This is a genomic window from Hydromonas duriensis, assembly GCF_004363775.1.
GTDB lineage: Bacteria > Pseudomonadota > Gammaproteobacteria > Burkholderiales > Burkholderiaceae > Hydromonas > Hydromonas duriensis.
In genome coordinates this window covers 1-25954 of the sequence record NZ_SNZE01000008.1, presented here as the reverse complement: position 1 = coordinate 25954, position 25954 = coordinate 1, and the positions used below count along the sequence as shown (strand labels likewise).

At 44.1% G+C, this 25954-nt stretch carries 25 protein-coding genes and 1 pseudogene; 15 read left to right on the top strand and 11 right to left on the bottom strand.

Annotated features, from left to right (window positions below; genetic code table 11):
* The first annotated feature begins 117 nt into the window (after positions 1-117).
* The 5 genes from pstC (at position 118) to DFR44_RS05015 (ending at position 4354) form a co-directional block, all read left to right on the top strand.
* On the top strand, positions 118-1056 hold the full coding sequence (pstC, locus tag DFR44_RS05035; protein WP_133619685.1) for a phosphate ABC transporter permease subunit PstC: 939 nt from the start codon (positions 118-120) through the stop codon (positions 1054-1056).
* 51 nt (positions 1057-1107) lie between these two features.
* Positions 1108-1980, top strand: a complete 873-nt coding sequence (gene pstA / locus DFR44_RS05030; protein WP_246012051.1) for a phosphate ABC transporter permease PstA — start codon at positions 1108-1110, stop codon at positions 1978-1980.
* A gap of 20 nt (positions 1981-2000) precedes the next feature.
* Complete coding sequence (gene pstB / locus DFR44_RS05025; RefSeq protein ID WP_133619683.1) at positions 2001-2783, top strand: phosphate ABC transporter ATP-binding protein PstB; 783 nt, start codon at positions 2001-2003, stop codon at positions 2781-2783.
* An 80-nt stretch (positions 2784-2863) separates the two neighbouring features.
* Positions 2864-3544: a phosphate signaling complex protein PhoU gene (phoU, locus tag DFR44_RS05020; protein WP_133619680.1), complete on the top strand. Its 681-nt coding sequence runs from the start codon at positions 2864-2866 to the stop codon at positions 3542-3544.
* A gap of 123 nt (positions 3545-3667) precedes the next feature.
* Positions 3668-4354 (top strand): response regulator, encoded by a 687-nt coding sequence (locus tag DFR44_RS05015; protein WP_133619831.1) that lies wholly within the window; start codon positions 3668-3670, stop codon positions 4352-4354.
* Positions 4355-4469: 115 nt separating this feature from the next.
* Here DFR44_RS05015 and DFR44_RS05010 read toward each other — a convergent pair whose 3' ends face one another.
* Positions 4470-5471 carry a quinone-dependent dihydroorotate dehydrogenase gene (locus DFR44_RS05010; RefSeq protein ID WP_133619678.1) on the bottom strand — a complete coding sequence of 334 codons (1002 nt, stop codon included), beginning with the start codon at positions 5469-5471 and terminating at the stop codon, positions 4470-4472.
* A 148-nt stretch (positions 5472-5619) separates the two neighbouring features.
* Here DFR44_RS05010 and dcd point away from each other — a divergent pair, with 148 nt between their 5' ends.
* Positions 5620-6186, top strand: a complete 567-nt coding sequence (gene dcd / locus DFR44_RS05005) for a dCTP deaminase (RefSeq protein WP_133619676.1) — start codon at positions 5620-5622, stop codon at positions 6184-6186.
* Positions 6187-6288: 102 nt separating this feature from the next.
* Here the strand turns inward: dcd and hslO are convergent, their stop codons facing one another.
* Positions 6289-7230, bottom strand: coding sequence for an Hsp33 family molecular chaperone HslO (hslO, locus tag DFR44_RS05000; protein ID WP_133619674.1), 942 nt, complete (start codon positions 7228-7230; stop codon positions 6289-6291).
* A gap of 55 nt (positions 7231-7285) precedes the next feature.
* On the opposite strand from hslO, the gene earP reads away from it, so the two are divergent.
* Positions 7286-8446 carry an elongation factor P maturation arginine rhamnosyltransferase EarP gene (gene earP / locus DFR44_RS04995; protein WP_133619672.1) on the top strand — a complete coding sequence of 387 codons (1161 nt, stop codon included), beginning with the start codon at positions 7286-7288 and terminating at the stop codon, positions 8444-8446.
* A 189-nt stretch (positions 8447-8635) separates the two neighbouring features.
* Positions 8636-9196 carry an elongation factor P gene (gene efp / locus DFR44_RS04990; protein WP_133619670.1) on the top strand — a complete coding sequence of 187 codons (561 nt, stop codon included), beginning with the start codon at positions 8636-8638 and terminating at the stop codon, positions 9194-9196.
* A gap of 113 nt (positions 9197-9309) precedes the next feature.
* Here efp and clpX read toward each other — a convergent pair whose 3' ends face one another.
* From clpX to DFR44_RS04975, 3 genes are all read right to left on the bottom strand, one after another.
* Positions 9310-10623 carry an ATP-dependent Clp protease ATP-binding subunit ClpX gene (clpX, locus tag DFR44_RS04985; RefSeq protein WP_133619668.1) on the bottom strand — a complete coding sequence of 438 codons (1314 nt, stop codon included), beginning with the start codon at positions 10621-10623 and terminating at the stop codon, positions 9310-9312.
* Between the two features lie 27 nt (positions 10624-10650).
* Complete coding sequence (clpP, locus tag DFR44_RS04980) at positions 10651-11268, bottom strand: ATP-dependent Clp endopeptidase proteolytic subunit ClpP (RefSeq protein WP_133619666.1); 618 nt, start codon at positions 11266-11268, stop codon at positions 10651-10653.
* A 360-nt stretch (positions 11269-11628) separates the two neighbouring features.
* Entirely contained in the window at positions 11629-12090 is a 462-nt protein-coding gene (locus DFR44_RS04975) for an Lrp/AsnC ligand binding domain-containing protein (RefSeq protein ID WP_133619664.1), read from the bottom strand.
* Positions 12091-12308: 218 nt separating this feature from the next.
* On the opposite strand from DFR44_RS04975, the gene putA reads away from it, so the two are divergent.
* Positions 12309-15995 carry a trifunctional transcriptional regulator/proline dehydrogenase/L-glutamate gamma-semialdehyde dehydrogenase gene (gene putA / locus DFR44_RS04970; protein WP_133619662.1) on the top strand — a complete coding sequence of 1229 codons (3687 nt, stop codon included), beginning with the start codon at positions 12309-12311 and terminating at the stop codon, positions 15993-15995.
* Positions 15996-16113: 118 nt separating this feature from the next.
* On the opposite strand, the gene rpe is transcribed toward putA, so the two are convergent.
* Positions 16114-16791 carry a ribulose-phosphate 3-epimerase gene (gene rpe / locus DFR44_RS04965; RefSeq protein ID WP_133619660.1) on the bottom strand — a complete coding sequence of 226 codons (678 nt, stop codon included), beginning with the start codon at positions 16789-16791 and terminating at the stop codon, positions 16114-16116.
* A 212-nt stretch (positions 16792-17003) separates the two neighbouring features.
* Between rpe and apaG the strand changes: the two genes are divergently transcribed.
* On the top strand, positions 17004-17366 hold the full coding sequence (apaG, locus tag DFR44_RS04960; protein ID WP_133619658.1) for a Co2+/Mg2+ efflux protein ApaG: 363 nt from the start codon (positions 17004-17006) through the stop codon (positions 17364-17366).
* A gap of 80 nt (positions 17367-17446) precedes the next feature.
* Positions 17447-17875 (top strand): arsenate reductase (glutaredoxin), encoded by a 429-nt coding sequence (gene arsC / locus DFR44_RS04955; protein WP_133619656.1) that lies wholly within the window; start codon positions 17447-17449, stop codon positions 17873-17875.
* Positions 17876-17986: 111 nt separating this feature from the next.
* Here arsC and DFR44_RS04950 read toward each other — a convergent pair whose 3' ends face one another.
* From DFR44_RS04950 to DFR44_RS04940, 3 genes are all read right to left on the bottom strand, one after another.
* Positions 17987-18406, bottom strand: a complete 420-nt coding sequence (locus DFR44_RS04950) for a cupin domain-containing protein (protein ID WP_133619653.1) — start codon at positions 18404-18406, stop codon at positions 17987-17989.
* A gap of 57 nt (positions 18407-18463) precedes the next feature.
* Positions 18464-19084: an NADPH-dependent F420 reductase gene (locus DFR44_RS04945; RefSeq protein WP_133619651.1), complete on the bottom strand. Its 621-nt coding sequence runs from the start codon at positions 19082-19084 to the stop codon at positions 18464-18466.
* Between the two features lie 236 nt (positions 19085-19320).
* Positions 19321-19914 carry a TetR/AcrR family transcriptional regulator gene (locus DFR44_RS04940; RefSeq protein ID WP_162845167.1) on the bottom strand — a complete coding sequence of 198 codons (594 nt, stop codon included), beginning with the start codon at positions 19912-19914 and terminating at the stop codon, positions 19321-19323.
* 203 nt (positions 19915-20117) lie between these two features.
* Between DFR44_RS04940 and miaB the strand changes: the two genes are divergently transcribed.
* A complete protein-coding gene (gene miaB / locus DFR44_RS04935) occupies positions 20118-21545 on the top strand; it encodes a tRNA (N6-isopentenyl adenosine(37)-C2)-methylthiotransferase MiaB (protein WP_133619647.1) in 1428 nt (475 codons plus the stop codon).
* Positions 21546-21696: 151 nt separating this feature from the next.
* On the top strand, positions 21697-22530 hold the full coding sequence (locus DFR44_RS04930; protein WP_133619645.1) for a lysozyme inhibitor LprI family protein: 834 nt from the start codon (positions 21697-21699) through the stop codon (positions 22528-22530).
* Between the two features lie 132 nt (positions 22531-22662).
* Here DFR44_RS04930 and DFR44_RS04925 read toward each other — a convergent pair whose 3' ends face one another.
* Together DFR44_RS04925 and DFR44_RS04920 are read right to left on the bottom strand one after the other, a co-directional pair.
* Positions 22663-23079 (bottom strand): DUF4345 domain-containing protein, encoded by a 417-nt coding sequence (locus DFR44_RS04925; protein ID WP_133619643.1) that lies wholly within the window; start codon positions 23077-23079, stop codon positions 22663-22665.
* A gap of 367 nt (positions 23080-23446) precedes the next feature.
* Positions 23447-24314, bottom strand: a pseudogene (locus DFR44_RS04920) (IS1 family transposase).
* A 126-nt stretch (positions 24315-24440) separates the two neighbouring features.
* Here DFR44_RS04920 and DFR44_RS04915 point away from each other — a divergent pair.
* Positions 24441-25451, top strand: coding sequence for a P63C domain-containing protein (locus DFR44_RS04915; protein WP_133619641.1), 1011 nt, complete (start codon positions 24441-24443; stop codon positions 25449-25451).
* A gap of 173 nt (positions 25452-25624) precedes the next feature.
* Entirely contained in the window at positions 25625-25930 is a 306-nt protein-coding gene (locus DFR44_RS04910) for a transposase (protein ID WP_133619639.1), read from the top strand.
* The last annotated feature ends 24 nt before the right edge of the window (positions 25931-25954 follow it).

The following is a 25954-nucleotide window of genomic DNA, read 5'->3' as shown; positions in this document are numbered from 1 at the left end:
CGTGCTGTGGCACGCCATTATTGATTTGGAGAGATACATCCTATTTCTCATTCAAAATCACTCAAAAACTACTTAGCAAATTGCTTAATTGTTCCATTTAACAACATCGAGAGTTTTATGAGCTTTAACTCAACTCAAACCGTCAAAAAAAATGGGTTTGATGCGGTCTTTAAGAACCTAACTTTGCTCAATGCTTGGTTGGTTTTATTGATTGTAATCGCCATCATTGGTTCGCTGGTATACAGCGCGAGCGACACATTCACAAAGCAAGGCGTCCAATTTTTATGGCGCAATGTTTGGGATGTTGGCGCAAATGAATATGGTGCGCTTGGCCCAATAGTGGGTACTTTATTAACCGCTGGCATCGCCATTGTTTTGGCATTGCCCGTGAGCTTTGGCATTGCGATTTTTTTGACCGAACTGTCACCCGCTTGGTTACGTCGCCCTTTGGCAACCGCCATTGAGTTGTTAGCCGCGATTCCATCGATTATCTATGGCATGTGGGGCTTGTTTGTACTCGCTCCTTTGTTTGCGCAATACGTCCAGCCTTTTTTAATCGCAACCCTAGGACAGTTGCCTTTAATCGGCCCTTTCTTTGCTGCACCCGTGTTGGGGGTGGGTGTCTTTACCGCAGGCGTGGTGTTGTCCATCATGATTGTGCCTTTTATTTCATCGGTGTTGCGCGATGTGTTTGAGTTGGTGCCGCCGATGTTGAAAGAATCCGCTTATGGCCTAGGCAGTACAACGTGGGAAGTGGTGCGTTATGTGGTCATTCCTTACACACGCATTGGCGCCGTCGGTGGAACTATTCTTGGTTTGGGACGTGCGCTTGGAGAAACGATGGCGGTGACATTTGTTATTGGTAATGCCCATGATTTAAATCAGTCGTTGTTTGCACCAGGCAATAGCATTGCCTCGACGATTGCCAACGAGTTCGCCGAGGCGTCCGATGCACATTTGTCAGCTTTACTTTCATTGGCGTTGGTGCTGTTCTTGATTACGACGGTTGTTTTAAGTTTAGCCAAATTGCTGTTATTGCGCCTTGAGGCGAAATAATAAATAAGTCAATAATAGGTGAATAGATAAGTGAGTTTTTGAAAGAATAATATGCAGATTCAAAATTTTATGAACAGCCCGCTGTACCAACGTCGGCGTATCACCAATATGATTATGCTGACTTTAACGGCTTTTGCTGTGCTCATCGGTTTGGTTTGGTTGGTGTGGATTTTGTGGAGTTTGCTTTCGAAAGGTTTACCTGCGTTGAGCGTCAATTTGTTTACGCAAAACCAACCGACCATGGGTGAGGACAGCGGCGGCTTAAAAAATGCAATCGTTGGCAGCTTAATGATGGTGGGTGCTGCAACGCTGATGACGACCCCTGCGGGTATTTTGGCGGGAACTTATTTGGCTGAATACGGTCGTAACAATTTGTTGACACGCGTGGTTCGATTTGTGAACGATATTTTATTGTCTGCGCCGTCTATTACGATTGGTATGTTTGCGTTCATCTTGTTTTATTTTGGCCTTGGTTTAGGGGCGCACGCCAACTCAGGCTGGTCAGGCGCGATTGCTTTGGCGATTGTGATGTTGCCTGTGGTTGTGCGCACGACCGATGACATGCTCAAACTTGTGCCCAATGGTTTACGTGAAGCCGCAGTCGCGCTTGGTTGCCCGTATTGGAAAATGATTTTTATGATTTGCTACCGCTCCGCAAAAACGGGGATGTTGACGGGTTTGTTGCTGGGCATCGCTCGTATTTTTGGTGAAACTGCACCGCTTATTATGACGGCGGTGGGTAACAACTTCTTTAGTACCGACATGAGTCAACGCATGGCGAGTTTGCCTAAAGTGATTTTGGATTTTGCCATGAGTCCTGATGATAATTGGCGCACCTTGGCATGGGGTGGCGCGATGTTAATTACCTTGTTTGTTTTGTGTATCAATATTGTTACCCGTTCAATTGCTGCGCGCAGTAACTGATTGTTTTTAAGGAATTTATAATGGCTTCGACTTCGAATTTACAATTAGACACGCCTCAGTTGGCGGTGAATCACCTGAACTTTTTTTACGGCAACTTTAAAGCCCTTAAAGACATCAATTTAACCATTCCTAAAAATAAAGTGACGGCTTTTATTGGGCCATCAGGCTGCGGTAAGTCGACGTTGCTGCGTACCCTTAATCGGATGTTTGAGCTGTATCCCGAGCAACGCGCGGAAGGCGAGATTATGTTTTCTGGTGAAAACATCCTGACGTCTAAAATAGATGTGTCGATTTTACGTGCAAAAATAGGCATGGTTTTTCAGAAACCCACGCCTTTTCCAATGAGTATTTATGAAAACATTGCCTTTGGTGTGCGCTTGTTTGAAAAATTATCAAAAGGCGAAATGAACGAGCGCGTTGAATGGGCTTTAACTAAAGCGGCCTTGTGGACAGAGGTCAAAGACAAATTGCATCAAAGTGGCAACGGTCTATCTGGTGGGCAACAACAGCGTTTGTGTATTGCCCGCGCCATTGCGGTTAAGCCTGAAGTGTTGTTGATGGACGAGCCGTGCTCCGCTTTGGATCCGATTTCAACCACAAAAGTGGAAGAGTTGATTACTGAGTTGAAAGAAGACTATACCGTGGTGATTGTGACGCACAATATGCAACAAGCGGCACGTTGTTCTGATTACACTGCTTACATGTATTTAGGTGAATTAATTGAGTTTGGTGAAACGCGGCAAATGTTTATAAAGCCTGCGCGACAAGAAACAGAAGATTACATCACAGGACGTTTTGGTTAAGTCAGATAAATTTAGAACACAATCACACTGATTTTTCACGGGTTTTAACATCAAAGATTACAGCGAATGAAGGAAAGACGATGAGCCAACAACATACTTCAACAATTTATCAAGCGGAGTTAGAAGACTTGCGCAGTGCAGTCATGAAAATGGGGGGCAAGGTCGAATCCCAACTTCGCCAGGCTGTTTTGGCTTTTAGCGAAAGCGACAACGCTTTAGCCGAGCATGTGCTCGCAGTTGAAAAAGAAGTGAATCAGGAGCACCTCAATATTGACCACATGTGTTCTCAAATCATCGCCTTGCGTCAACCTGCAGCGAGTGATTTGCGCATGTTATTGGGCATGATTCGTACTGTTTCTGACTTGGAGCGGATTGGCGATGAAGCCTCAAAAATTGCGCAAATGGCACTTAAAAGCGACCCCAGCCGCCGTGGTTTTTTGCCCCGCGTCCATACGATTTTTCAATCAGCAGATTTAGCAGGTACAATGTTACGCCAAGCATTAGACGCATTTGCACGCGAAGACACTTCGGAAGTGCGTCAAATTTTTGCTACTGATATGGAACTCGACCAGCATTACTCCGCCAGTGTGCGTCAACTGATTACATTCATGATGGAAGACCCGCGTACAATTAGTGCTGCATTGGATGATTTGTGGGTGGCTAAAGCAATTGAACGCGCGGGAGACCACGCTGAAAACATTGCGGAGAATGCGATTTATATTATCGAAGGTGAAGATGTGCGCTATGCCCATCATTCTTAAAAAGCTTGGGTAGGCGTTTTGTGAAACCCGTTTCGTGCCCCCCCCCCCTAAACTTCGTGTGAATTTGTGTGAACATGGTTTGTTAATGACATTTCTTTAATACAAGAGAGAGATATTGTGAATATTCAGCCCGTGGTTCTGGTTGTTGAGGACGAGGAAGACATTGCGGAATTATTGCGTTTCGCATTAACGCGAGTCGGCTTTTCAGTAGTTTGGATGAAAAATTTGAGCGATGCCCGTCATCATGTCAACAAAATATTACCCGATGTGGTGGTGCTTGATTGGATGCTGCCAGATGGCGAAGGCGTGCTGTGGATGCGCCAATTGCGCGACAATCAAAGAACTCGCCACTTGCCCATCATCATGCTGACCGCTCGTGCGCAAGAAGCCGATAAACTCAAAGGTTTAGAGGGAGGTGCTGACGATTATGTCACCAAACCCTTTAGCCCCAAAGAATTGGTCGCTCGCATTAATAATGTCTTGCGTCGCGCGGCCCCCCAACATGTTGCACAAGTCTTCGAATTTGCGGGGTGTACTTTAAACGACGATGACCACACCTTGACAAAGGGTTCTGTCGTTGAAACCTTGGGTAAGACTGAATTTAAGTTGTTGAAGTTTTTATTGACGCATCACAATAAAACTTTTTCACGGACACAATTGCTTGATTTAGTTTGGGGTGACCATGTGTACATCGAGGAGCGGACGGTTGATGTGCATGTGTTGCGCTTGCGAAAAATTTTGCAGCGTTTCGGTGCCGAAAGTTATTTAGAGACCATTCGTGGTGTTGGTTATCGCTGGCGAGCGGTTTAAAGCGGTGGTTTAAAGCTGCTTAAAAAGGTATTAAGGTCTTGTTCTTGTAAAAAAGCCGATGTGTATTCATCGGCTTTTTTTGATTTAACCCAGAGTGAAAGTGCCCAGTAAGTACTTAGACGCACTCACGAACCAGCGCAGGGCCTTTATAAATTAAGCCGCTGTACACTTGAATCAGTTGCGCACCTGCGGCGATTTTTTCATCCGCATCTTTCGCGCTAAAGATGCCGCCAACGCCAATGATGGGGACTTGGTTGTCCAGATGCGCATGCAGTTTTTTAATCATTTCGGTTGATTTTGCGCGCACAGGTTCGCCGCTTAAGCCGCCCATTTCATCGCCGTGAGGCAAATGAGCCACGCTGCTTTTGTCCAAAGTCGTATTGGTGGCGATAACGCCATCAATTTGATGAAGTTTGAGCAATTCCGCCGTGGTGGCGATTTGTTCATCATCCATGTCTGGCGCGATTTTTAAGACCATTGGTACGTATTTTTGGTGCGCGTCCGCCAATTGAAGTTGGCTTTGACGCAATTGTGCCAATAAACTGTTCAAGGCATCTTGTTGTTGCAGGTCACGCAAGTTTTTGGTGTTGGGCGAAGAAATATTGACGGTGATGTAATGGGCGTGCGCGTATACTTTTGACAAACCAATTAAATAATCATCGACCGCATTTTCGATGGGTGTGTCTGCATTTTTACCGATGTTGATGCCCAAGATGCCACCATTTTGGACAAACGAGCTGCGCGACACGTTACTTAAAAGCGCATCCACACCGTCGTTGTTAAATCCCATGCGGTTGATGATGCCGTTCGCTTTGGGCAGGCGAAATAATCGCGGCGTTGGATTGCCCGCTTGCGCGCGAGGCGTGATGGTTCCAATTTCGATAAAGCCAAAGCCAAATCGAGCCAAAATATCAATGTATTGCCCGTTTTTATCCAAACCTGCGGCCAGCCCAACCCGATTCGGGAACGTGATGCCCATGACGGTTTTCGGTGAACTGGGCGTTTGTACTTGAGGCAACAAACCCAGCGAAAGGGCACGCTGTGCCAAGTTAAAGGTCAGATGATGGGCTTTTTCAGCATCGAGCTGGAACAAAATAGGGCGGAGGAGTGCGTACATGGTGATGACTTCGTAAACAAAGCGACATTATAAGGGCTTTAAAGCCCTTTGCGTGAGTCCTTTGAATGCTTTGGGGTGCTTTGTGCGGTTGAAACTGCTACAATGCGTGCTTGATTTTTCAACGATTAACTAATGATGGGGTGAAACCGTGAGCATCAAAGCAGATAAGTGGATACGCCAACAGTGCGAACAGCATGGCATGATAGAACCTTTTGAACCCGGCCAAATCCGCCAAGTGGATGGTCAGCGCATCATCAGTTACGGCACTTCGAGTTATGGCTATGATATTCGTTGCGCCAACGAGTTTAAAATTTTCACCAATGTTAATAACAGCATCGTTGACCCAAAAAACTTTGACCCAAAATGCTTTGTTGAACATGTTGGCGATACGTGCATCATCCCTCCTAATTCTTTTGTACTGGCCCGCACGGTTGAGTACTTTCGTATTCCACGCAGTGTCTTGACGGTGTGCTTGGGCAAATCGACTTATGCGCGTTGCGGCATCATTGTCAATGTCACACCGTTTGAACCCGAGTGGGAAGGCTATGTGACGCTGGAATTTTCAAATACAACACCATTGCCCGCGATTATTTATGCCAACGAAGGCTGCGCACAGGTTTTGTTTTTTGAGTCGGATGAAGTGTGCGAAACGTCTTATAAAGACCGTGGTGGTAAATACCAAGGTCAGACGGGTGTCGTTGTACCGCGGATGTGAGGCGGAGTATCGGATTGAATGTAAAAATGCCCTGCTTTTTGCAGGGCGTTTTTTTGTTTAAATAAACGGTTTAACCTGTTTTTTCATCCCATGCTTTTTCATTCAATGAAGTTGCTGAGAGGCATTGTGTGCAGCATTGGGTGTTGTGAATAGCTGACGGACTTGGGCTTCGCTCAAAATGTATTCTTGCCCACAAAAATCGCATGCCACTTCAACCTGAGCTTGCTCGACCATACTCAAAGCCTCTTCTTCGCCCAGCATGGTCAGCATATTGCTGACCTTAGCAGGCGAGCAGGTGCAGCCAAATTGACAATCTTGGGTGGTGTGTTGCTCAATGGGATATTGCCAAAACAGTTGATGAAGTATGGTTTCGCTTGGTGTGTTTAGTAATTCTTCGTTTGATAGTGTTAGGGCGATGTGGTTGAGCTCATCCCATGTGTGCGCGTTTTCATCGGTGTTGTTGCCACCATGCAGGGGCAGCTTTTGTAGCAGCAAGCCCGCGCAAGATTCGTGGCTGGAGGCCAGTTGGATGTGGGTATCGAGTTGCTCGGAGGTGCGCATGTAGTGCATCAGCACTTCAGCGATAGTGTCGCCTTCCAGTGGCACAATGCCTTGGTAAGGTTGTTGCCCTGGTTGTTTGTCATTTGGGTCAAGCGTGATGGCAAAGCGTGCTTGGTTGTTGACGTTAATCAGTTGTTTTAACGTCAAATCGTCATTGCATACAGCATCGTCGCGTAACTTCGCCATTGCGCGGACGGTTAAGTCTGCTCGGCATTCTGTGACCAAAAGTTGAATGGGGCCATCACCGTGTATTTGCATGATTAAGCTGCCATCAAATTTTAAATTGGCCGATAACAACACACTGGCGGCCAACATTTCGCCGAGCAGCCGCTCTACAACTACTGGATAATGGCGTTTTCGATTGGTGCTGAGTAAACATTGCCAAGTGCTTGGTAGTTGCACCAGCTCACCTTTGACGGGTGCGTTTTGAAATAGAATGCGGTGTAAAGTATCGTGGTTCATGTGTGGCCAATCTGTGGTCATCAAAAAAATAAACCGTTATTTTACGTGAGTTTGATTAATTTAGCTTTGGGCTGTTATGAAACAACAATGGGATATTTTTTGTAGCGTCATTGATAATTATGGCGACATTGGTGTCACTTGGCGTTTGGCACGGCAGTTGACTGAAGAGTACGGCGTTCAAGTACGCGTGTGGCTTGATGATGTGGCGGCATTGGCGAGTATCTGGACGGGGGTGGATGAAAAACTTGATTTGCAACTTGTAGACAATATTCAGGTGTGTGCATGGCTACCAAGTCAAGATTGGACGAAAATTACTCCAGCTCAGGTCTTGATTCAAGCATTCGCGTGCGCGCTACCAGAAGGCTATATTGCCCAAATGCTGAAGGTTAAAAATCGAACGGGTATTGCGCCTCATTGGTTCAATTTAGAATACTTAAGTGCGGAACAATGGGTAGATGATTGCCATGCGATGCAATCACCACAAAGCAATGGACTGAAAAAAACATTCTTTTTCCCAGGTTTTAGTGAAAAAACAGGAGGGCTGTTGCGTGAGCGTGATTTGTTTACGCTTCGCAATCAAGCTCTGAACGATGACTGGGCGCATTTGACAGGGTTTGTACAAATCGAAGGGGCGTTAAAGGTCGTGTTATTTGGTTATGACCATATGCCTTTGACACAATGGTTACCCTTGGTTGCTCAAGGCGACAAGTCCGTGCAACTTGCGGTTACCAGTGGTAAAGCGGCGCGTGCGATGCGAGCAGCATGTGCGCAACTTGGGCAGCCTGTTGCAGGTTGGGGCAACTTGAGTATTCGAGAGTTGCCGATGGTGCGACAAAATATGTTTGATAGGTTGCTGTGGGCGGCCGATGTGAATTTTGTACGTGGTGAGGATTCTTTTATCCGTGCGATTTGGGCTGCCAAACCATTTGTTTGGCAGATTTACCCTCAAGATGACGGTGTGCATTTTACAAAACTCAAGGCTTTTGTTGAGCGTTATCGTTTGTGTGATGGTCAAAGTTCGGAAGCGACCGAAGCGTGGCAGGATGTTCAATTGGCTTGGAACGGGGACTCAACGTTCAACTTGGGCGAGGCTTGGACGCGGTTATGTACGCAGTTGCCACTTTTAAAACAGCATGCTCAACGATATACTCAAGACTTGGCTCGTTTTGATGATTTGGCACAACAGCTCACGAGACAAGTGCGGCAAAGTCATTCAGATACTGGCGTGAATACTTAAAATTGGCTATAATGGCGCGTTTATTTTTAGCATTTTTGTGGTATGTCGAACATCGAAACGTTTGACCATATTATTGATTGTGCTCTAATTGTCAGATTTGTTCTGATAAAAAACTCAAATTCGAACCACGGTAATAGTAAAAAATAAAAGTAAATTTTTATGTTTACCGTATTTATTTAAGGTGTTTAGATGAAAATTGCTCAAGAATTACGCGTTGGTAATGTATTTATGTTGGATGGTGCCGCCAAAGTGGTTTTAAAAACGGAATACAGCCGTTCAGGTCGTTCAGGTGCTGTTATTAAAATGAAAATGAAAGACCTTTTAACGGGCGCGGGCGCAGAAGCAGTTTACAGCGCGGATGACAAGTTTGATGTCGTGGTGCTTGACAAAAAACGTGTTAACTATTCGTATTTTGCAGACCCAATGTATGTTTTCATGGACGAAGACTACAACCAATACGATATTGAAGCCGAGAGCATGGGTGATGCGTTGAATTACCTTGAAGATGGTATGGCGTGTGATGTGGTCTTTTACCAAGAGCGTCCAATTTCAGTTGAGTTGGAAACAACCATTGTGCGTGAAGTGACTTACACAGAACCAGCGGTGAAAGGTGATACGTCATCTGGACGTGTATTGAAGTCAGCTAAGTTGGCAACAGGTTATGAAATTCAAGTGCCTTTGTTTGTTGATACCGGCGATAAAATTGAAATTGATACGCGCACGAATGAATACCGTTCACGTGTGAAATAAGAGTTTGGCGTTTGGTTGGTTTATTAATTTGAGTTTTAAATAAATCAATCTCACATAAAAAAACGACGCTTAAAGCGTCGTTTTTTATTGACTACGTGATGACTACTGGCTTTTTAAGAAGCGAGCGAATGCAAAGGAGAGGCTGCTGCGGCAGACGCTGCTTTTTTGGCTTTAGCTTCTTTTGTCAAAGGAACCAGTTTGGGTTCTTTGTTTTCAGTGACCGTTGTTTCATCAACAATGACTTTAGCAATGTTTTGTTGTGACGGTAGTTTAAACATTGTGTCAAGTAACGCCTCTTCAACGATTGCGCGTAAACCACGCGCGCCCGTTTTGCGTTGCAAAGCTTTTTTGGCGATGGCAACTAAGGCTTTTTCAGTGAACTCCAATTCAACATCTTCCATGTCCAAGAGGGCGGAATATTGTTTGACTAAAGCATTTTTAGGTTGAGTCAAAATGTTTACTAAGGCGGCTTCGTCAAGATTTCCCAATTTGGCAATCACAGGCAAACGTCCAATCAACTCGGGAATGAGGCCAAACTTAATTAAGTCTTCAGTTTCTACCTCGGCGAGCAGTTCACCTGCGTTTTTCTCTTCTTTTTTGTGGACAGATGCGTTAAAGCCCATGCCGCCTTTTTGTGAGCGATGAGCAATGACTTTATCAAGTCCATCAAACGCGCCGCCACAAATAAACAAGATGTTTGTTGTGTTTACTTGAATGAAGTCTTGGTTTGGGTGCTTTCGACCGCCTTGCGGGGGAATAGAAGCAACTGTGCCTTCAATCAATTTGAGCAATGCTTGTTGTACACCTTCGCCTGAGACATCACGGGTGATGGACGGATTGTCTGATTTACGAGAGATTTTATCGATTTCGTCGATATAAATAATCCCCTGTTGAGCTTTTTCGACATCGTAATTACAGTTTTGTAACAATTTTTGCACAATGTTTTCGACGTCTTCGCCCACATAGCCCGCTTCGGTCAACGTGGTCGCATCCGCCATGACGAATGGGACATTGAGTAGGCGTGCTAAAGTTTGTGCGAGCAGTGTTTTACCAGAACCCGTTGGACCGATGAGCAAAATATTACTTTTCGAGAGTTCGACATCGGTTTTTTTGCGTTTTTTCAAATGGCGAAGGCGTTTGTAATGATTGTAAACGGCAACAGCGAGCACGCGTTTGGCATCGTTTTGTCCAATCACGTAGTCGTTGAGTTTGTTTAAAATTTCTTCGGGTGTTGGCAAACTGCTCGATTCTGCTTTCAGTTCGTCGTCATCTTTGAACGCTTCTGCATCTAAAATTTGACCACACAATGCGATGCACTCGTCACAAATGTGACCGTTCAAACCTTCAATGAGCTTATTCGCCTCTTCTTGGCTTTTGCCGCAGAACGAACATTCAGTCACTTTGGTTGGGGTGGATTTGTCTGTCATGCCATGTCCTTTATTACTTTTATACGATTACAGTGCGTCACGGCTGGTCAAAATTCGGTCAACGAGCCCGTATTCAAGTGATTGTTCTGCTGAGAAGAAGGTGTCGCGGTCTGTGTCGCGTTCGATACGCTCAAGCGGTTGTCCTGTGTTGGCCGACATGATTTGATTCAGTTGTGCACGCAATAATAAAATTTCGCGAGCACGGATTTCGATGTCAGAGGCCATGCCTTGTGCGCCACCCGAAGGTTGATGAATCATAACCCGCGAGTTGGGGAGGGCGTAGCGTTTACCTTTTGCACCCGATGACAACAAAAACGCCCCCATGCTGGCGGCCATGCCAATACACATGGTCGAAACGTCGGGTTTAATGAAGTTCATTGTGTCATAAATACCTAAACCTGCCGAGACCGAGCCACCTGGTGAGTTGATGTACAGATGAATGTCTTTTTCAGGGTTTTCACTTTCTAAGTACAACATTTGTGCAATGACGAGATTGGCACTTTCGTCGTTTACGCCACCGACTAAGAAAATCACGCGTTCTTTTAACAAACGCGAGTAGATGTCAAATGAACGTTCACCACGGCTGGTTTGTTCAACCACCATTGGGATAAGGCCTAAACTTTGTGGGTCTTGATGAAAAGGCATGTAAATTCCTTAAGTCTTATGATGAGAATATGGGTAATTGAATTGGGGTTTAAAGCGATGAAAACAAGAGTTGGTTTATGCATCTAAATTGTTTAGAGGCTTTCACACATTGGCGACATCATAACGTAATTTGCAGGTTTGCGTTGCGTCGGGCTGTGAAATTTATAAGATTGAATGGGTGTGAATATACATAAAAGTAGGTCTTTTTTTCTGGTTTTACATGTTGATGTGTTTGAGTTCGTTGGCTTGCTTTAATGGGGCAGAAAAAACAGCTTGCTCTTAAAAGGCGGTTGCTTTTAGTTAGGTGATTTAAGTGATGTTTCGCAGTTGTGATTTATAGTGCCACGCTTTTGCCAATTTTTACCAAATAATAGGTAATCGCGTGCCACTCTTGACTTCATCCATCACCGCATACGTGCGTGTTTCGCGTAGACCTTTGAGCTGTGTTAATGTTTTGCCATGAAACTCTCGATAAGCGTTCATGTCTTTGACTCGAATTTTTAGAAGGTAATCAAATCCGCCTGCGACCATATGGCATTCCATGATTTCAGGAATTTTTTGCACACTGCGTTTAAACTCCTCAAATACTTCGGGGGTGGTGCGATCAAGCAAGACTTCAATAAAAATCATCAAAGACACGTTTAATCGCTCAGGGTCGAGTAGAGCGGTGTAGCCAATAATATAGCCCGCTTCATTTAAACGGCGTACACGTTCAAGGCACGCCGCTGGTGAAAGATTAACTTTATTAGCCAACTCAACATTGCTGATGCGTCCATCTTCTTGTAATGCAGCGAGGATTTTTTTATTAATTTTGTCTAACACGGTTAAAATCCTTTTAAAATTAAATTTGCCTATATTCTAAATCTAAAAATAAAATATTGATACTGAAGTGAATAATCATATTAAATGTTGGTGAAAACTCAATACAATCGAACCCAATTTATTTTGATTTTTTATTGAATTTATTAAGTTTCGCTGTGAAGATGAGAAAAACAGCGAAAGATATAGATAACAAATGCCTGAGCGTTTAGGAGATAACCATGACCTTCTCAAATCCTGTTGAAGCTGTACCTTTTTCAAATTTTGTCAAAGATGTTTTACCCGCACCCATACCTTTGCGTGCCGCGATTACTGCTGCGTATCGTCGTGATGAGCAAGAAGCGGTGAATTGGTTGCTCGGTCAGATTCAACGCGATGCCACGCAACAATCACAGGCTGAACAGTTGGCCAAACAACTGGTGAGCAATGTTCGCTCGCAACGCACCCGTGCATCGGGCGTTGATGCGTTGATGCATGAATTTTCTTTATCCTCTGACGAAGGCGTGGCTTTGATGTGTTTGGCCGAGGCTTTGTTACGCATTCCAGACTCGGCCACCGCAGATCGCTTGATTGCCGATAAAATCAGTAAAGGTGATTGGCGTAAACATCTCGGTGAATCGCCGTCTATGTTTGTTAATGCCGCAACGTGGGGACTGGTTATCACTGGCAAGTTGGTGCATACCTCAAGCGAAAAAGGGCTAAGTGCGGCTTTAAGCAAGTTAATCGCCAAGGGCGGTGAGCCGCTTATTCGTAAAGGGGTTGATGTGGCGATGCGCATGCTGGGTAAGCAATTTGTCACGGGGCAAACCATTAAAGAAGCGATTGACAATAGCATTGAAAACGAAAAACGAGGCTATCAATACTCGTATGACATGCTCGGAGAAGCCGCTTTAACAATGGATGACGCTGATAAATACTATCAGGCTTATGAAGCGGCCATTCATGCGATTGGTAAAGCATCAAATGGACGAGGCATCAAAAACGGCCCTGGCATTTCGGTCAAGCTGTCGGCTTTGCATCCGCGCTATTCTCGTGCCCAACGCGAGCGGGTGATGACAGAGTTATTGCCCCGTCTCAAAGCCTTATTGTTGATGGCCAAAAGCTATAACATTGGCTTGAATATTGATGCGGAAGAAACGGACCGTCTTGAGTTATCACTGGATTTGATGGAAGCCTTGGCGTTTGATAAGGATTTATCAGGCTTTGAGGGGCTTGGTTTTGTCGTGCAAGCGTATCAAAAGCGTTGTCCGTTTGTCATTGATTTTTTAGTTGATTTATCGAAGCGTTCGGGTATGCGTTTTATGGTGCGCTTGGTCAAAGGCGCATATTGGGATGCGGAAATTAAACGTGCGCAAATGGATGGCATGGCAGGTTATCCAGTGTACACGCGCAAGGTATATACAGACGTGTCGTATTTGGCGTGTGCTCAAAAATTGTTGGCAGCCGCAGATTATATTTATCCTCAATTTGCCACCCACAACGCGCACAGCGTCGCTACTATTTACACGTGGGCTCAAGCGAGTCAGGTGAGCGATTATGAGTTTCAATGTTTACATGGGATGGGCGAAACGTTATATGACCAAGTGGTCGGTGCGGATAATTTAAATAAAATTTGCCGTATTTACGCGCCTGTTGGTTCTCATGTGACTTTACTGGCTTATCTTGTTCGTCGATTGCTGGAGAATGGTGCGAACTCATCATTTGTCAATCAAATTGTTGATGAAAGTATTTCGATTGACAAGTTGATTGCCGATCCAGTCGATACAGCACGTGCTTTGGGTGCTACGCCGAATCCTGCTATTGTTTTGCCGCGCCATATGTTTGGCAACGAGCGGCTCAATTCGATGGGGATGGATTTTTCCAATGAAAACACATTGCGTGAGTTAAGTGCACACTTTGCGGCGAATGCACATCGGCAATGGCAGGCCGAGCCGATTTTGGGCGATGATACGCGCAGTACGGGTGCAGCCATCCAAGTGGTCAACCCAGCACGGCACAATGATATTGTGGGACAAGTGGTTGAAGCGACAATGGATGATGTGGCGCGCGCTTTAAATATTGCCGATGCGGCCGCCAGTAAATGGCGCAAAACTATTCCTGAACAGCGTGCTGTGATTTTGCAACATGCTGCGGATGCTTTAGAAAAGAATGCGATTGAATTCATCATGCTGGCCGTGCGCGAGGCGGGTAAGTCTTTACCCAACGCGGTTGCTGAGATTCGTGAAGCGGTTGATTTCTTGCGCTACTATGGTGTACAGGTTAAAGATGATGCACAACATCATCAGGGCTTGGGCGCGGTGGTGTGCATTTCGCCGTGGAACTTCCCTTTGGCCATTTTTATCGGTGAAGTTGCCGCATCATTGGCGGCAGGAAATACCGTTTTGGCTAAACCTGCCGAACAAACCCCTCTCATTGCTTATCGTGCGGTGCAGTTGTTGCACGAAGCGGGCGTGCCACATGACGTTTTACAATTTTTACCAGGTCGTGGTGAGACCGTTGGTTCAACTTTGGTGAACGACTCGCGTGTGAAAGGGGTTATTTTTACAGGTTCAACGGAGGTGGCTAATATTATTCATCGCAATTTGAGTACACGGACTGACAATGAAGGCACGGACATTGCTTTAATTGCGGAGACGGGTGGACAAAACGCACTCATCATGGACAGTTCAGCACTGCCCGAACAAGTGGTGACAGACGTACTGGTGTCTGCTTTTGATTCAGCGGGGCAGCGTTGTTCGGCGTTACGCGTATTGTGTTTACAAAAAGATATTGCCGAAAAAACCCTTGAGATGCTGCATGGTGCTTTGAACGAACTGCGGGTTGGTTCTCCTGATTGTTTAGCGACGGATGTGGGGCCTGTGATTGATGCTGAGGCGCAAAGTCATTTATTACGGTACATTGAGCAAATGCGCGAGAAGGGGCATCAAGTCAAAAAACTGCCTTTGCCCGCTTCATGTGACAATGGCACGTTTGTACCACCAACGGTGATTGAAATCAGCCGCTTGAGTGATTTAAGCCGTGAGGTGTTTGGACCTGTATTGCATGTTTTAAGTTATGAGCGCGATGAGTTGCCGCAACTGATTCAGGATTTGAATGCCACGGGTTATGGTTTAACTTTGGGCGTGCACACGCGGATTGATGAAACGCAAGATTATGTCAGTGCGAATGCCCATGTGGGTAATATTTATGTGAATCGTAATATCGTTGGTGCAGTCGTCGGCGTACAGCCATTTGGTGGTGAGGGCAAATCTGGGACAGGACCTAAAGCGGGCGGACCTTTGTATATTCGTCGCTTGCAAGGTGTGACGGATGTGCAGGCTGCGACCTTACGTGGCGATGATGCAAAAAAACTGGATTCGCCATTGGTTCATGTTTTATTGGATTGGGCGTCTACGCATGGGCATGAAAACTTGTTGCAGACGGTTCAGAGTTATGTGAGCCATACGCTGCATGGCGTTAAAATTGAGTTGCCAGGCCCAACAGGTGAGCGCAACACCTTGTCATTTACTGCACGCGGTCAAGTTCTGTGTGGTGCAATCTCGGTTGACGTGCTATTGCATCAGTTGGCCGCGGTATGGGCGACGGGTAATCAGGTGTTAATGCTTGAAGAGACGATGGCGTTGTTGCCGAAAGGCTTACCCGCAAGTTTGAAAAAAGCGATGATAGCGTTAAAAGTTGAGCAACTTGAGACGGCACCGATTGACATGGCGTTGTTGGACGTATCCACAGCACGGGAGTTGCGTCAGCGGTTGGCATCGCGTTCGAGTGACACGGGCGGCTTGGTGCAAATCATGACGACTGATGAAAACAAACTTATTCCATTATGGCGCTTGGTGGCAGAGCGTGCACTTTGTGTGAATACAACCGCTGCGGGTGGGAACGCCAGTTTAATGACAATGGCTGGGTGATGGTTGCATGATTTATGCTAGAAAAACGTCGCACATTAAGTGCGACGTTTTTTTTGGCGGGAGCGGTCAAGGCTAAAGAAACAAGCGTATTCTTTTCATCGACGCATCGGTTGTGGGGCTACACCCGTGCGAGTTCGGCACGCATGTGCGCAATAACCGCTGCGTAGTCGGGCGCATTAAAAATGGCAGAACCTGCGACGAAAGTGTCCGCACCTGCTTGAGCGATTTCACGGATATTATCCACTTTAACCCCACCATCGATTTCTAGCAAAATATTTTGACCGCCTGCTGCAACGTGCGCATCAATGCGTGCTCTTGCTGCGCTGGTTTTATTTAAGGTTTCAGGGATGAAGGATTGACCGCCAAAGCCTGGGTTGACGGACATCAACAAAATCATGTCCAGTTTGTCCATGACGTGTTCAAGCACGTTGAGCGGTGTGGCTGGGTTGAGCACTAAACCCGCTTGACATCCCAAATCCTTAATCAATGACAAACTGCGGTCAACGTGACGAGAAGCTTCAGGATGAAATGTAATCATATTCGCCCCTGCTTTAGCAAAACTGCTAATCAGGGCGTCCACAGGCTCAACCATTAAATGCACATCCATTACGGCATTGCCTGCGTATGGCTTGATGGCCTCTAAAATCATCGGACCAAAAGTTAGATTGGGCACATAGTGATTGTCCATCACGTCGAAGTGAATCCAGTCCGCGCCTGCGGCTAAAACATTGCTCACTTCTTCGCCTAACTTAGCAAAATCGGCTGAAAGCAGAGAGGGAGATATACGGAAGGTCATGGTTGTCCTTGAAGGTTGTGTTTAGATGCCGCATTTTACTATGCTTCGATTGGGTTTTCTTGGGAGAAATTCTGATGTGTTGTGAAATATTTGATGAAAAAATCATTTTTATCAAAGACTTAACTCATGTTTCATTTCAAAAAATCATGTTACAATCCAAGCACTAAAGCGCATGGCTGATGGGGAGATGTGAAGTTTCAACGAGGCAAATCATGCTTAAAATCAAAGTTGACACTGCTTTTTGGTCAAAGCAGTCAGATGTGTCTAATGATGTTTATGTGTTTGTGTACACCATTCAAATCACGAATAAAGGCGACAGACCCGTACAGCTCTTGTCTCGTCACTGGATTATTACCGATGGTTTTGGCGTGACACGCGAGGTGCGAGGCGATGGTGTGGTCGGACTTCAGCCTCTTATTGCGGTGAATGAAACTTTTGAGTACAGCAGCACTTGCCCCTTATCAACGCCGTTTGGCACTATGCATGGTGAATATTATGGGGTCGATGAAGCAGGTGTGCCTTTCATCGTTGATATCCCCGTATTTCGTCTGCTTGCTCCACATATTGTGCATTAGTGACTTATGATGAAAACTCTTGAAAATTTCAGCTGTTGAGGCTTTGATTTTTTTGATTAATTTACTGATATGGCTTTTTTATGACTTCGATTACCATTTATCACAATCCCAAATGTGGCACTTCTCGAAATACTCTCGCATTGATTCGTAACGCAGGGGTTGAGCCGACCATTGTTCATTATTTAGACACGCCACCCAGCGAATCAACGCTTAAAGGGCTTTTGTCAAATATGAACCTAAATGCTCGGGAGATTATGCGGCGAAAAGAAAAATTGTACGATGAGCTTAACTTGGCTGATGATAAATGGACGGATGAAGAGTTGATTGGATTGATGCGGGTGCATCCGATTCTCATTGAACGGCCGATAGTCGTCACGCCGTGGGGCACAAAATTATGTCGTCCATCTGAAGCTGTACTCGATGTTTTACCTTTGCCTCAGAAAGCACCTTTTAGTAAAGAGGATGGTACGTTACTGATTAACGAGCACGGCGACATTGTGTCAAAATAAAATCACCGTTGTCTCACTTGAGTTGTCTCAGTTGAAAAAAAACCGCAAAAAATGTTTTGCGGTTTTTTATTTTTCTTGAATCTATTGCACGATGGATTCTTATATCAGATGTTACTTCTTTGATGCGTTTGCGAATGTTAAATCGCGTGCGCCGTCAAAATCTACGATATTGATGCACGCCTTAGGGCCAACGCAGCTATCGGCATGTACATCGTTGCCATGCACGCGCACAAATGAATTTTGGTCTGAAATGACTTTTTTGCCATTGGCGTCGATATGAATCCATTTTCCTTGTACAGCGACACCCCAATAGTCATTTGAGTGGATGTGTGCAGGGATGGAGACACCTGGCTGAATTTTAAAAGCATAAACGGCTGAGTTATCCGATTCTTTGCCCCATAAAATGACCATGTCAACCCCTTTTATTCCTGCGGGTTTCCAATCCACTTGGTCAAATTTATGGATTTCTTCTGCATGCGCAAAAGAAGTGGCAACAACCAATAACATTGTGGCGAGTATTTTCTTAAACATGATATTTCCTTGTGATAAAAATTAAATTTAAATCGGACTTTGAGTAATCAGTCCAAATTACGCTTGATGATACAAAAAGGCAGCATTGGTCCCGCCACCCAAAGGCACAGCGATACGGATGTTCAAATGCGCCATCGCTTCTAAATAGCGACTGCTGCTTATATCACCCGTATCTAAAGGAGAGAAGCCTACTGCTTGAGCCAACTCCATGACTGTATTTTTTGCTTCATCATTGTTTCCCGCGATGAAAGCCGTGATGTTTTGACCATTGCGGCTGTGTGCTTCTTTTTGCATCACATCGGCAAAAATGGTGTTAAAAGCTTTGACGACGTGAGACTTAGGTAAGGCAGCTTGAATGGTCTCGCCCGCTGAGTTTTCTTGCCCTAAGAGCAGTGGCGACCAGTCGTCATTTAAAGGATTCGTGTTGTCTATAATGATTTTATCTTCTAAAGCAGAAGCCAAGTTATTAAGTGCGTCAAGGCTGGCTTTGTATGGAATCGCCAATGCTAAAGCATCAACGTTGGCGGCTACTTCGGCAAAGCTACCAAAGCGATACGCAGAGTTGTTTTGTGCATCGGCATTATTGCGTAGGCCAATACTTACTTCGTGCCCTGCATCAGCAAACAGCTTCGCTAATTTTTGACCGACTGAGCCGAATCCTAAGATACCAATTTTCATGTGACTTCCTTTATATAAGACCTATGCTGCAAGTGCTTGATAGGCTTGGGTTTGAAATGCACGTCTTAAAATTTAAGTTGTGCGTGATTGAATATTTTTTGATTGTTTTTTGATCTTGTTAGACATAAAAAACTGATTGAAACGCATGGTGGTGTTAAATGTCCTAATGTATTTTGTATATCTATGCATAGGTAGTTTTTAAGGTTAAATTAAAGCAGCTTTCAAAAAATAGAAATTTAAATGAGTAAGGCTTCCAATGCTTGAGCCACTTGCATCGGACGTTGTGGCTTGTGAAAAACGCGTGCAGTACTGAGCGCGCCTTCAAGTGCATCCACGGCCAGCCGAGCTATTGAAGACGGTTCAAAAGTTGATTTGAATTCGCCAGATTGTTGACCTGCGGTGAACAGGGCGGTGAGCCAAGCTTCGGATTGAACAAAAAATTTTTGAATGAGGGTTTCTAGCTCTGTGGTTAATGTGTCAACATCGCTCGCTAACATGCCTGCCAAGCACAACTCTTGCACGCTATCATCGTCCTTACCAAACAACTGGGTATACGCGCGAAATTGCGCTAAATAACTTTGATTGGATTGTGCAATGTCGGCTAACAATTGCTCATTTTCTTGAATGTACTGCGTCATCAATGCCAACCCCAAATCTTTTTTTGTGGGAAAGTGGTAATGAATACTGGCGGTTTTGATACCCACCTCAGCTTGAATGTCGCGGTAGCTGAATGCATTAAAACCGCGTGTTCGTGCCAAGCGCATCGCGACTTGCAAAATCTTGCTGCGATGATCAATGGCTTTTGAAGTGGATGAGGTCATCTTAGTCATGGCGAACATTCTATCTACTTGAAGATAGGTAAGTCAAGAGTTGCATTTTATTTTTTATGCGGACGTTGCGAAAGTGCCGCAATTTTGCGATTCGGTTTGTCTTCAAATGATTGGGGTGGGCTCGATTCAGGTTATAATCATGGGCTCTACAAAAGGCATACCGCCTTTCGTCCCCAGTTATAAACCTGCCTCGACGAGAAAATATGAAAAAAGTTTACATTAAAACCTTCGGCTGTCAAATGAACGAGTATGACACCGATAAAATGCATGATGTTTTGCGTGATAAAAACGGCTATATTAAAACCGAAAATATTGACGAAGCTGACGTGGTTTTACTCAACACATGCTCCATCCGTGAAAAAGCTCAAGAAAAAGTATTTTCAGACTTGGGTCGTATCCGTAAACTCAAAAATAAAAAACCAGACCTCATCATTGGTGTCGGTGGATGTGTGGCGAGCCAAGAAGGGCAAAATATTGTCGCTCGAGCGCCTTATGTCGACCTGGTTTTTGGGCCTCAAACATTACATCGCTTGCCCACTTTGCTGGCTAAACGTGCCAGCACGGGTAAGTCGCAGGTTGATATTGATTTCGTTGAAATTGAAAAATTTGACCATCTGCCGCCGCCGCGAGTCGAAAAATCGACTGCTTACGTGTCGATTATGGAAGGATGCTCAAAGTATTGTAGTTTTTGCATCGTGCCATACACTCGCGGAGAGGAGGTTTCTCGCCCATTTGACGATGTTTTGACCGAAGTTGCCGACCTTGCCGACCAAGGCGTAAAAGAAATTAATTTACTCGGACAAAATGTCAATGGCTATATGGGCACAATGGGCAATACATCCGAGGTGGCTGATTTCGCCATGCTACTTGAAACCATGGCACATATTCCAGGCATAGAACGCATTCGATTCACCACCAGTCATCCCAATGATTTTAGCGACCGTCTTATCTCGGTGTATGAAAAAGTACCGCAATTGGTTAACCACTTGCATTTGCCCGTGCAGTCGGGTTCAAACCGCATCTTAACGGCGATGAAACGCAATTACACGGCTGAAAAATACCTCGATATCATCAAGCGCGTGCGTGCCATTCGTCCAAATTTGGCGATGTCGTCTGACTTTATCATCGGCTTTCCTGGAGAGACCGATGAGGATTTTGAAGACACCATGCGCTTAATTGATTCAGTCAAGTTTGACATGAGTTTTTCGTTTATTTACAGTGCGCGTCCTGGCACGCCTGCTGCTGACTTGGCTGATGATACGCCCTATGACGTTAAGCATGCACGTTTGCAGCGATTACAAGCTGAAATTAATGATTATGCCAAACAAGTCAGTCATCAAATGGTGGGTACAACAGAGAAAGTATTGGTTGAGGGGTTATCGACACGAGACCCATCTGAGTTGTTTGGTCGCGTTGAAAATAATCGAATTGTTAATTTTAAAGTGCCAACAGGTGCGCGCTCACGCTTGATTGGTCAAATGATTGATGTGAAGATTACTGACGTGATGGGCATTACATTACGCGGTGACATTGCCATGACTGAGGCACAAATTGCGATGCTAAAACCGATGCCATACAGTGGCTTTATTACCATTCCCATCAAAACGGCTGGCGGCGAGCTTGTGAAATAAATCAAAATGCGTGAGAATTGCTCGCTTTGCTGAATTTTTGGTTTGAAATACATTTGACCAACTTGGGTTGATTTTGGCTTCAATTGAGCATATAAATTAGCCGCAATGTTTATAATTTTTTTAAATTTTGTTTTTAAATATCGGAGGAAAAATGAAGCAGTGCCCAGTGTGCCATAAACAATATAACAATGATCAAAACTTTTGCGCGGATGATGGCAGTGCATTGGTCGCAATGGTGGCAGATGTGCAAGAGAAACCCCAACATGCGACAACGACTCAGCCTGTGCAAATCATTCAAATGCCAACCAAAAGTAAAACAGGCTTCTATATTTTCTTAAGTATTGTTTTGGTGTTGATTTCGGTTTTTGGATTTTTGTTTTGGTTGAAAAAAACAGATGACCGTGCCCATAAAGAAGAAGAAAAACAAATGGCAAAAATGCAGGCAGAAGATGAGGAAGAGTACAAAAAGCGCCTTGCAGCTGCTCGTTTGTCTGACGATGATGTTAAAAAAGCCCTGGATGCTATTTCAGCGGGCAGTTCGGCTACATATCGTGATTGTGCCGCTGACAAAATGGGGCTGTATTTGAAGCGGTATAATGTTTGGGTTGAGTGGCAAGAAGACATGCCAACCAAAGCGCATTCGCAACAAAATGTCACTTTAGCTGCTCAAGCCAGCATTAATAGTTGCCGTCAAGAGGCAGAGGCTCTCAATACAGGTAAGCCTTCTTTTGATTGCGCAAAGGCAGTGATTCCGACTGAGGCTGCGATTTGTGATGCCAAAGACAATAAAGAATTGGCTCAATTGGATATGAAGCTTGATAATGCAGCACGTTCGGCTCGCTTTTTTACGAGTGACCCAAGCCGATTTAACGCCATGATGAAATCATGGTTGAAAAATAGAAACAATTGCGGCACAGACCTTGACTGTATTGCGAATGCATACAAAAGTACCATTTCAACTTTGAACTCACAAATTGAACCTTAATTTGTATCTAACTCATCGTTGTACAGGATAAGCCCCTTTACACCAATAAATTAACGCCATCTCGTATTTGCAAGATGGCGTTAATTTTTTCTACCTTTTTCAACCCGTGGTTCGAGTAAAACTCATATAAGATTACATGCTTGAATACTTTAATTTGTAAATCACAAATGCAACCGCGGCAGTCAAAACTTCCCCCACTAAAAAAATTAAAATCAACCAGTGTGGGACGCCATCTATGGTCAAGCTAATCAGTCGGCCGACCGCTAAACCTGACATGAGGGTGCCAATGCTCAAAATTGCAGTCATGCGCCAAGATGGTATTTTGGTTGACATCAACCAAAATACACAAAAACTCAAATACAACGCGCCAACTGCTCTGTATATGTTGTTTGCGTTGATGTTGTTAAAGCTAAATTCAAAAATATGCGGGTAAAAAAGAGGATTAATCAGATACCCGCATCCAATAAGGGCCAAAACAATGGGTGTGCTGATTAAAAATGATTGCTCTAATTTATCAAGATGATTAATAGGTCTGTCTTTTTTAAGCATTTTAAATTCCTTTTTTGATAGCTTTTTTACTTTAATTTTGTTTAAAAGTGTTTGTGTGAATAAACCGCTCGATAGTGCCACGAAGAAAAATACAAGTCAATCTTTGTGTTTTGTCGGTAGTGTCTCAGTTTGAAATTTATTAAGAAATAAAATAGCTGATGGGCTTATCATTGGTTAGTTACGGGTTATTTACACTTCGAGCGTGTTGAACGCGCATGTCCTCGGACTTTTACTTTTTTGCCGTTGACTTCTTTTGTGTGCGGTGGAATGCGCACAAATTTACGACCATCTTTTGTTGATGCCATAAGCCTCACCACCTTTCTGTGCTCATAAGCAAGGTTAAGAGTAGGTAAGCCCATCAGCTATTTTATTTTTTCTTATACGAACCGCGTTTTTTAGCGACAGGCTCAGGAACTAACCGCACAATTTCCTCAATACTCCAAACGTGGTCACTAATACCAGCCTCCATTGCAGGCGTAACACGCAAGGTTTTATGTATTTTTGCGAAGTTATAATACATGAAGTGCAGACTTACTGCGTTCATGTGATTATCAACTTTCTTGCTAAAGCCATTTGTTAAGCGAGTGAATCGGCGCATGTGCATACGCATAGTCAATTTTGACGCTCAACAAAGCTGGTGCTTACGTGCTCTTTTTCAGGATTGCCCGATACCACGCCTTGAACTGCGCCTTTAAATTTTGAAAGGCTGTATTTACGTTGGTCTTCTTTTTGGTTGTTGCCGTACAGCTTAACAAGCATTGCATAGTCAATATCGCCATGAAATGCTTGTTCTACTGCTTCTAAATATGCCTTGTGCCCGTCTGTAGTTAATTGCACACGGTTAGAGCCATGCGGTCTGCTAAATCACTGATAAAAGCATGTGCGCTTTCTGAGCCACGAGTACCGACAAACCAGCTAAGGATTAGTTTTGTATCTGCATCTATCGCAGTCCGTGTGTAAACGCCACCATAGCCAAACACGCCCTTTAATTCAACAGGCACATTGCGCTCTTTAGCATAAACGAAGCTCCAAATCTCATCGCACTGAACGCGCTTGCAGTTTAAGTTACGCATTACTTTGTCTTGATATTCTGCACACGCCTGCCCAACCTCAACGAGTAACTTTGTGACTGTATTAATTGAACAACCAACAATGCGCTCAACAGAACGCATTGAGTTACCCTCAACCAACAATTGAATAATTTGTACGCGCTTTTCGATTGGTAAGATATTCATGTTAGATGTCTTTATTAATGATTAAGTTTGAATTATACATGCAATTTCATATTTTTCAAGTTAGTACTTGCATTTATTTTAAATGCGTGTATTATTATAATTGCAATTAACTTTAGGGGAATTTATATGAATCATGAAATTACAGGTAAAGCCAAGGGCGGCAAAGCACTTGCTGAAAAAATGACAGATGAACAAAAACATGAAAAAGCTATGAAAATGGTTGAAGCGAAACGTACAAAAAGAGAAATGCCTAGAGCGACACATAAGGGGGAGTTAAAAATAGGTGATACTTCTATTTCATGTGCAGTATTAAGCAATGGAGATAGGGTACTTGTAGAACGTAGCGTAGCATTGGTTTTAGGTAGGAAAGGCGGTGGAGCTTACTGGAAAAAGAAAAAGGAAGAATTGGCGCCGATTTTGCCTGAATTTGTATCTGCAAATTACTTAAAGCCTTATATATCAAGGGAATTAGAGGAAAAATTGTTAGCGCCGATTTCTTATATTGGGCTTGATGGAGAGGTCTATAAAGGTATCAATGCAAATGTATTGCCCGAGGTTTGTGATGTTTGGATAACGGCGCTTAAAGATGGTGCTCTTAAAGATACTCAAAAAGAAACTGCTGAAAAGGCTTATATCCTATTCAAAGGCTTTGCCATCATAGGTATTACTGCTTTAGTTGATGAAGCAACAGGATATCAAGATGAAAGAGAAAAAGACGCTTTAGCAAAGATATTGGAAATGTTTGTAGCTTCAGAACTACAGCCATATTTAAAAACATTCCCTCCTGAGTATTACAAGGGATTGTTTAGGCTATATGGATATGAATATCCTCCAAAAGATAAGCGCCCACAGTGGAGACCAGCTTATTTTGGGAGGATTACAAACAATGTAATTTATTCTCGTCTTGCACCAGAGATTTTACCTGAGCTAAAAAAAGCCGCATCAAAAGCAGAGAAAAAAGGGAAGTTACATCAGTGGCTTTCAAGTGATATTGGACATCCAAAACTAAGAGAGCATCTTGCTTCTATTGTATCGCTTCTTAAAATTAGTAAAACAAAAGAAGAATTTTATAATCACGTTGATGTTGCTCATCCAAAATTTAATGAAAACTATACATTGGACTTAGAGGAAGATTGATTTTTTGATTTATCCAACCGCTCTTTTTGAGCGGTTTTCTTTTTCTCATCATCTTTTTTAGGCGTAACATCACCCGTTGCCTGTTCAACGATAGACTTAGCGAGTTGGTTTAGGTCAAGTTGATCTGCCCTCGAATTGACGGACACCTTTTAACGTAAAAAGAGAGGTGTCAAATGCAACGCAATCGTTACGATGACTCATTCAAAGCTGAGGCAGTGAGTTTAGCATTATCAGGAGAGCTGAGTTACGCGGAATTGGCTCGAGATTTGGGTATAAACTACGGTACATTAACGAACTGGATTTATGAAACCATGAAGAATCCTAAAGCTGCCTCAACCAAAGGCCAAAGCCCAAGTCGCCAAGACTATCAAACATTAGAGCGTCAACTCAAAGCCGCTCATAAAGAGCTTGATTTGCGCAAGCGGGAGATTGAATTCCTAAAAAAGGCAAGCGCGTACTTTGCGAGCCTGAAACCGTAAAGTACGCAATGATTGGTCAGGACG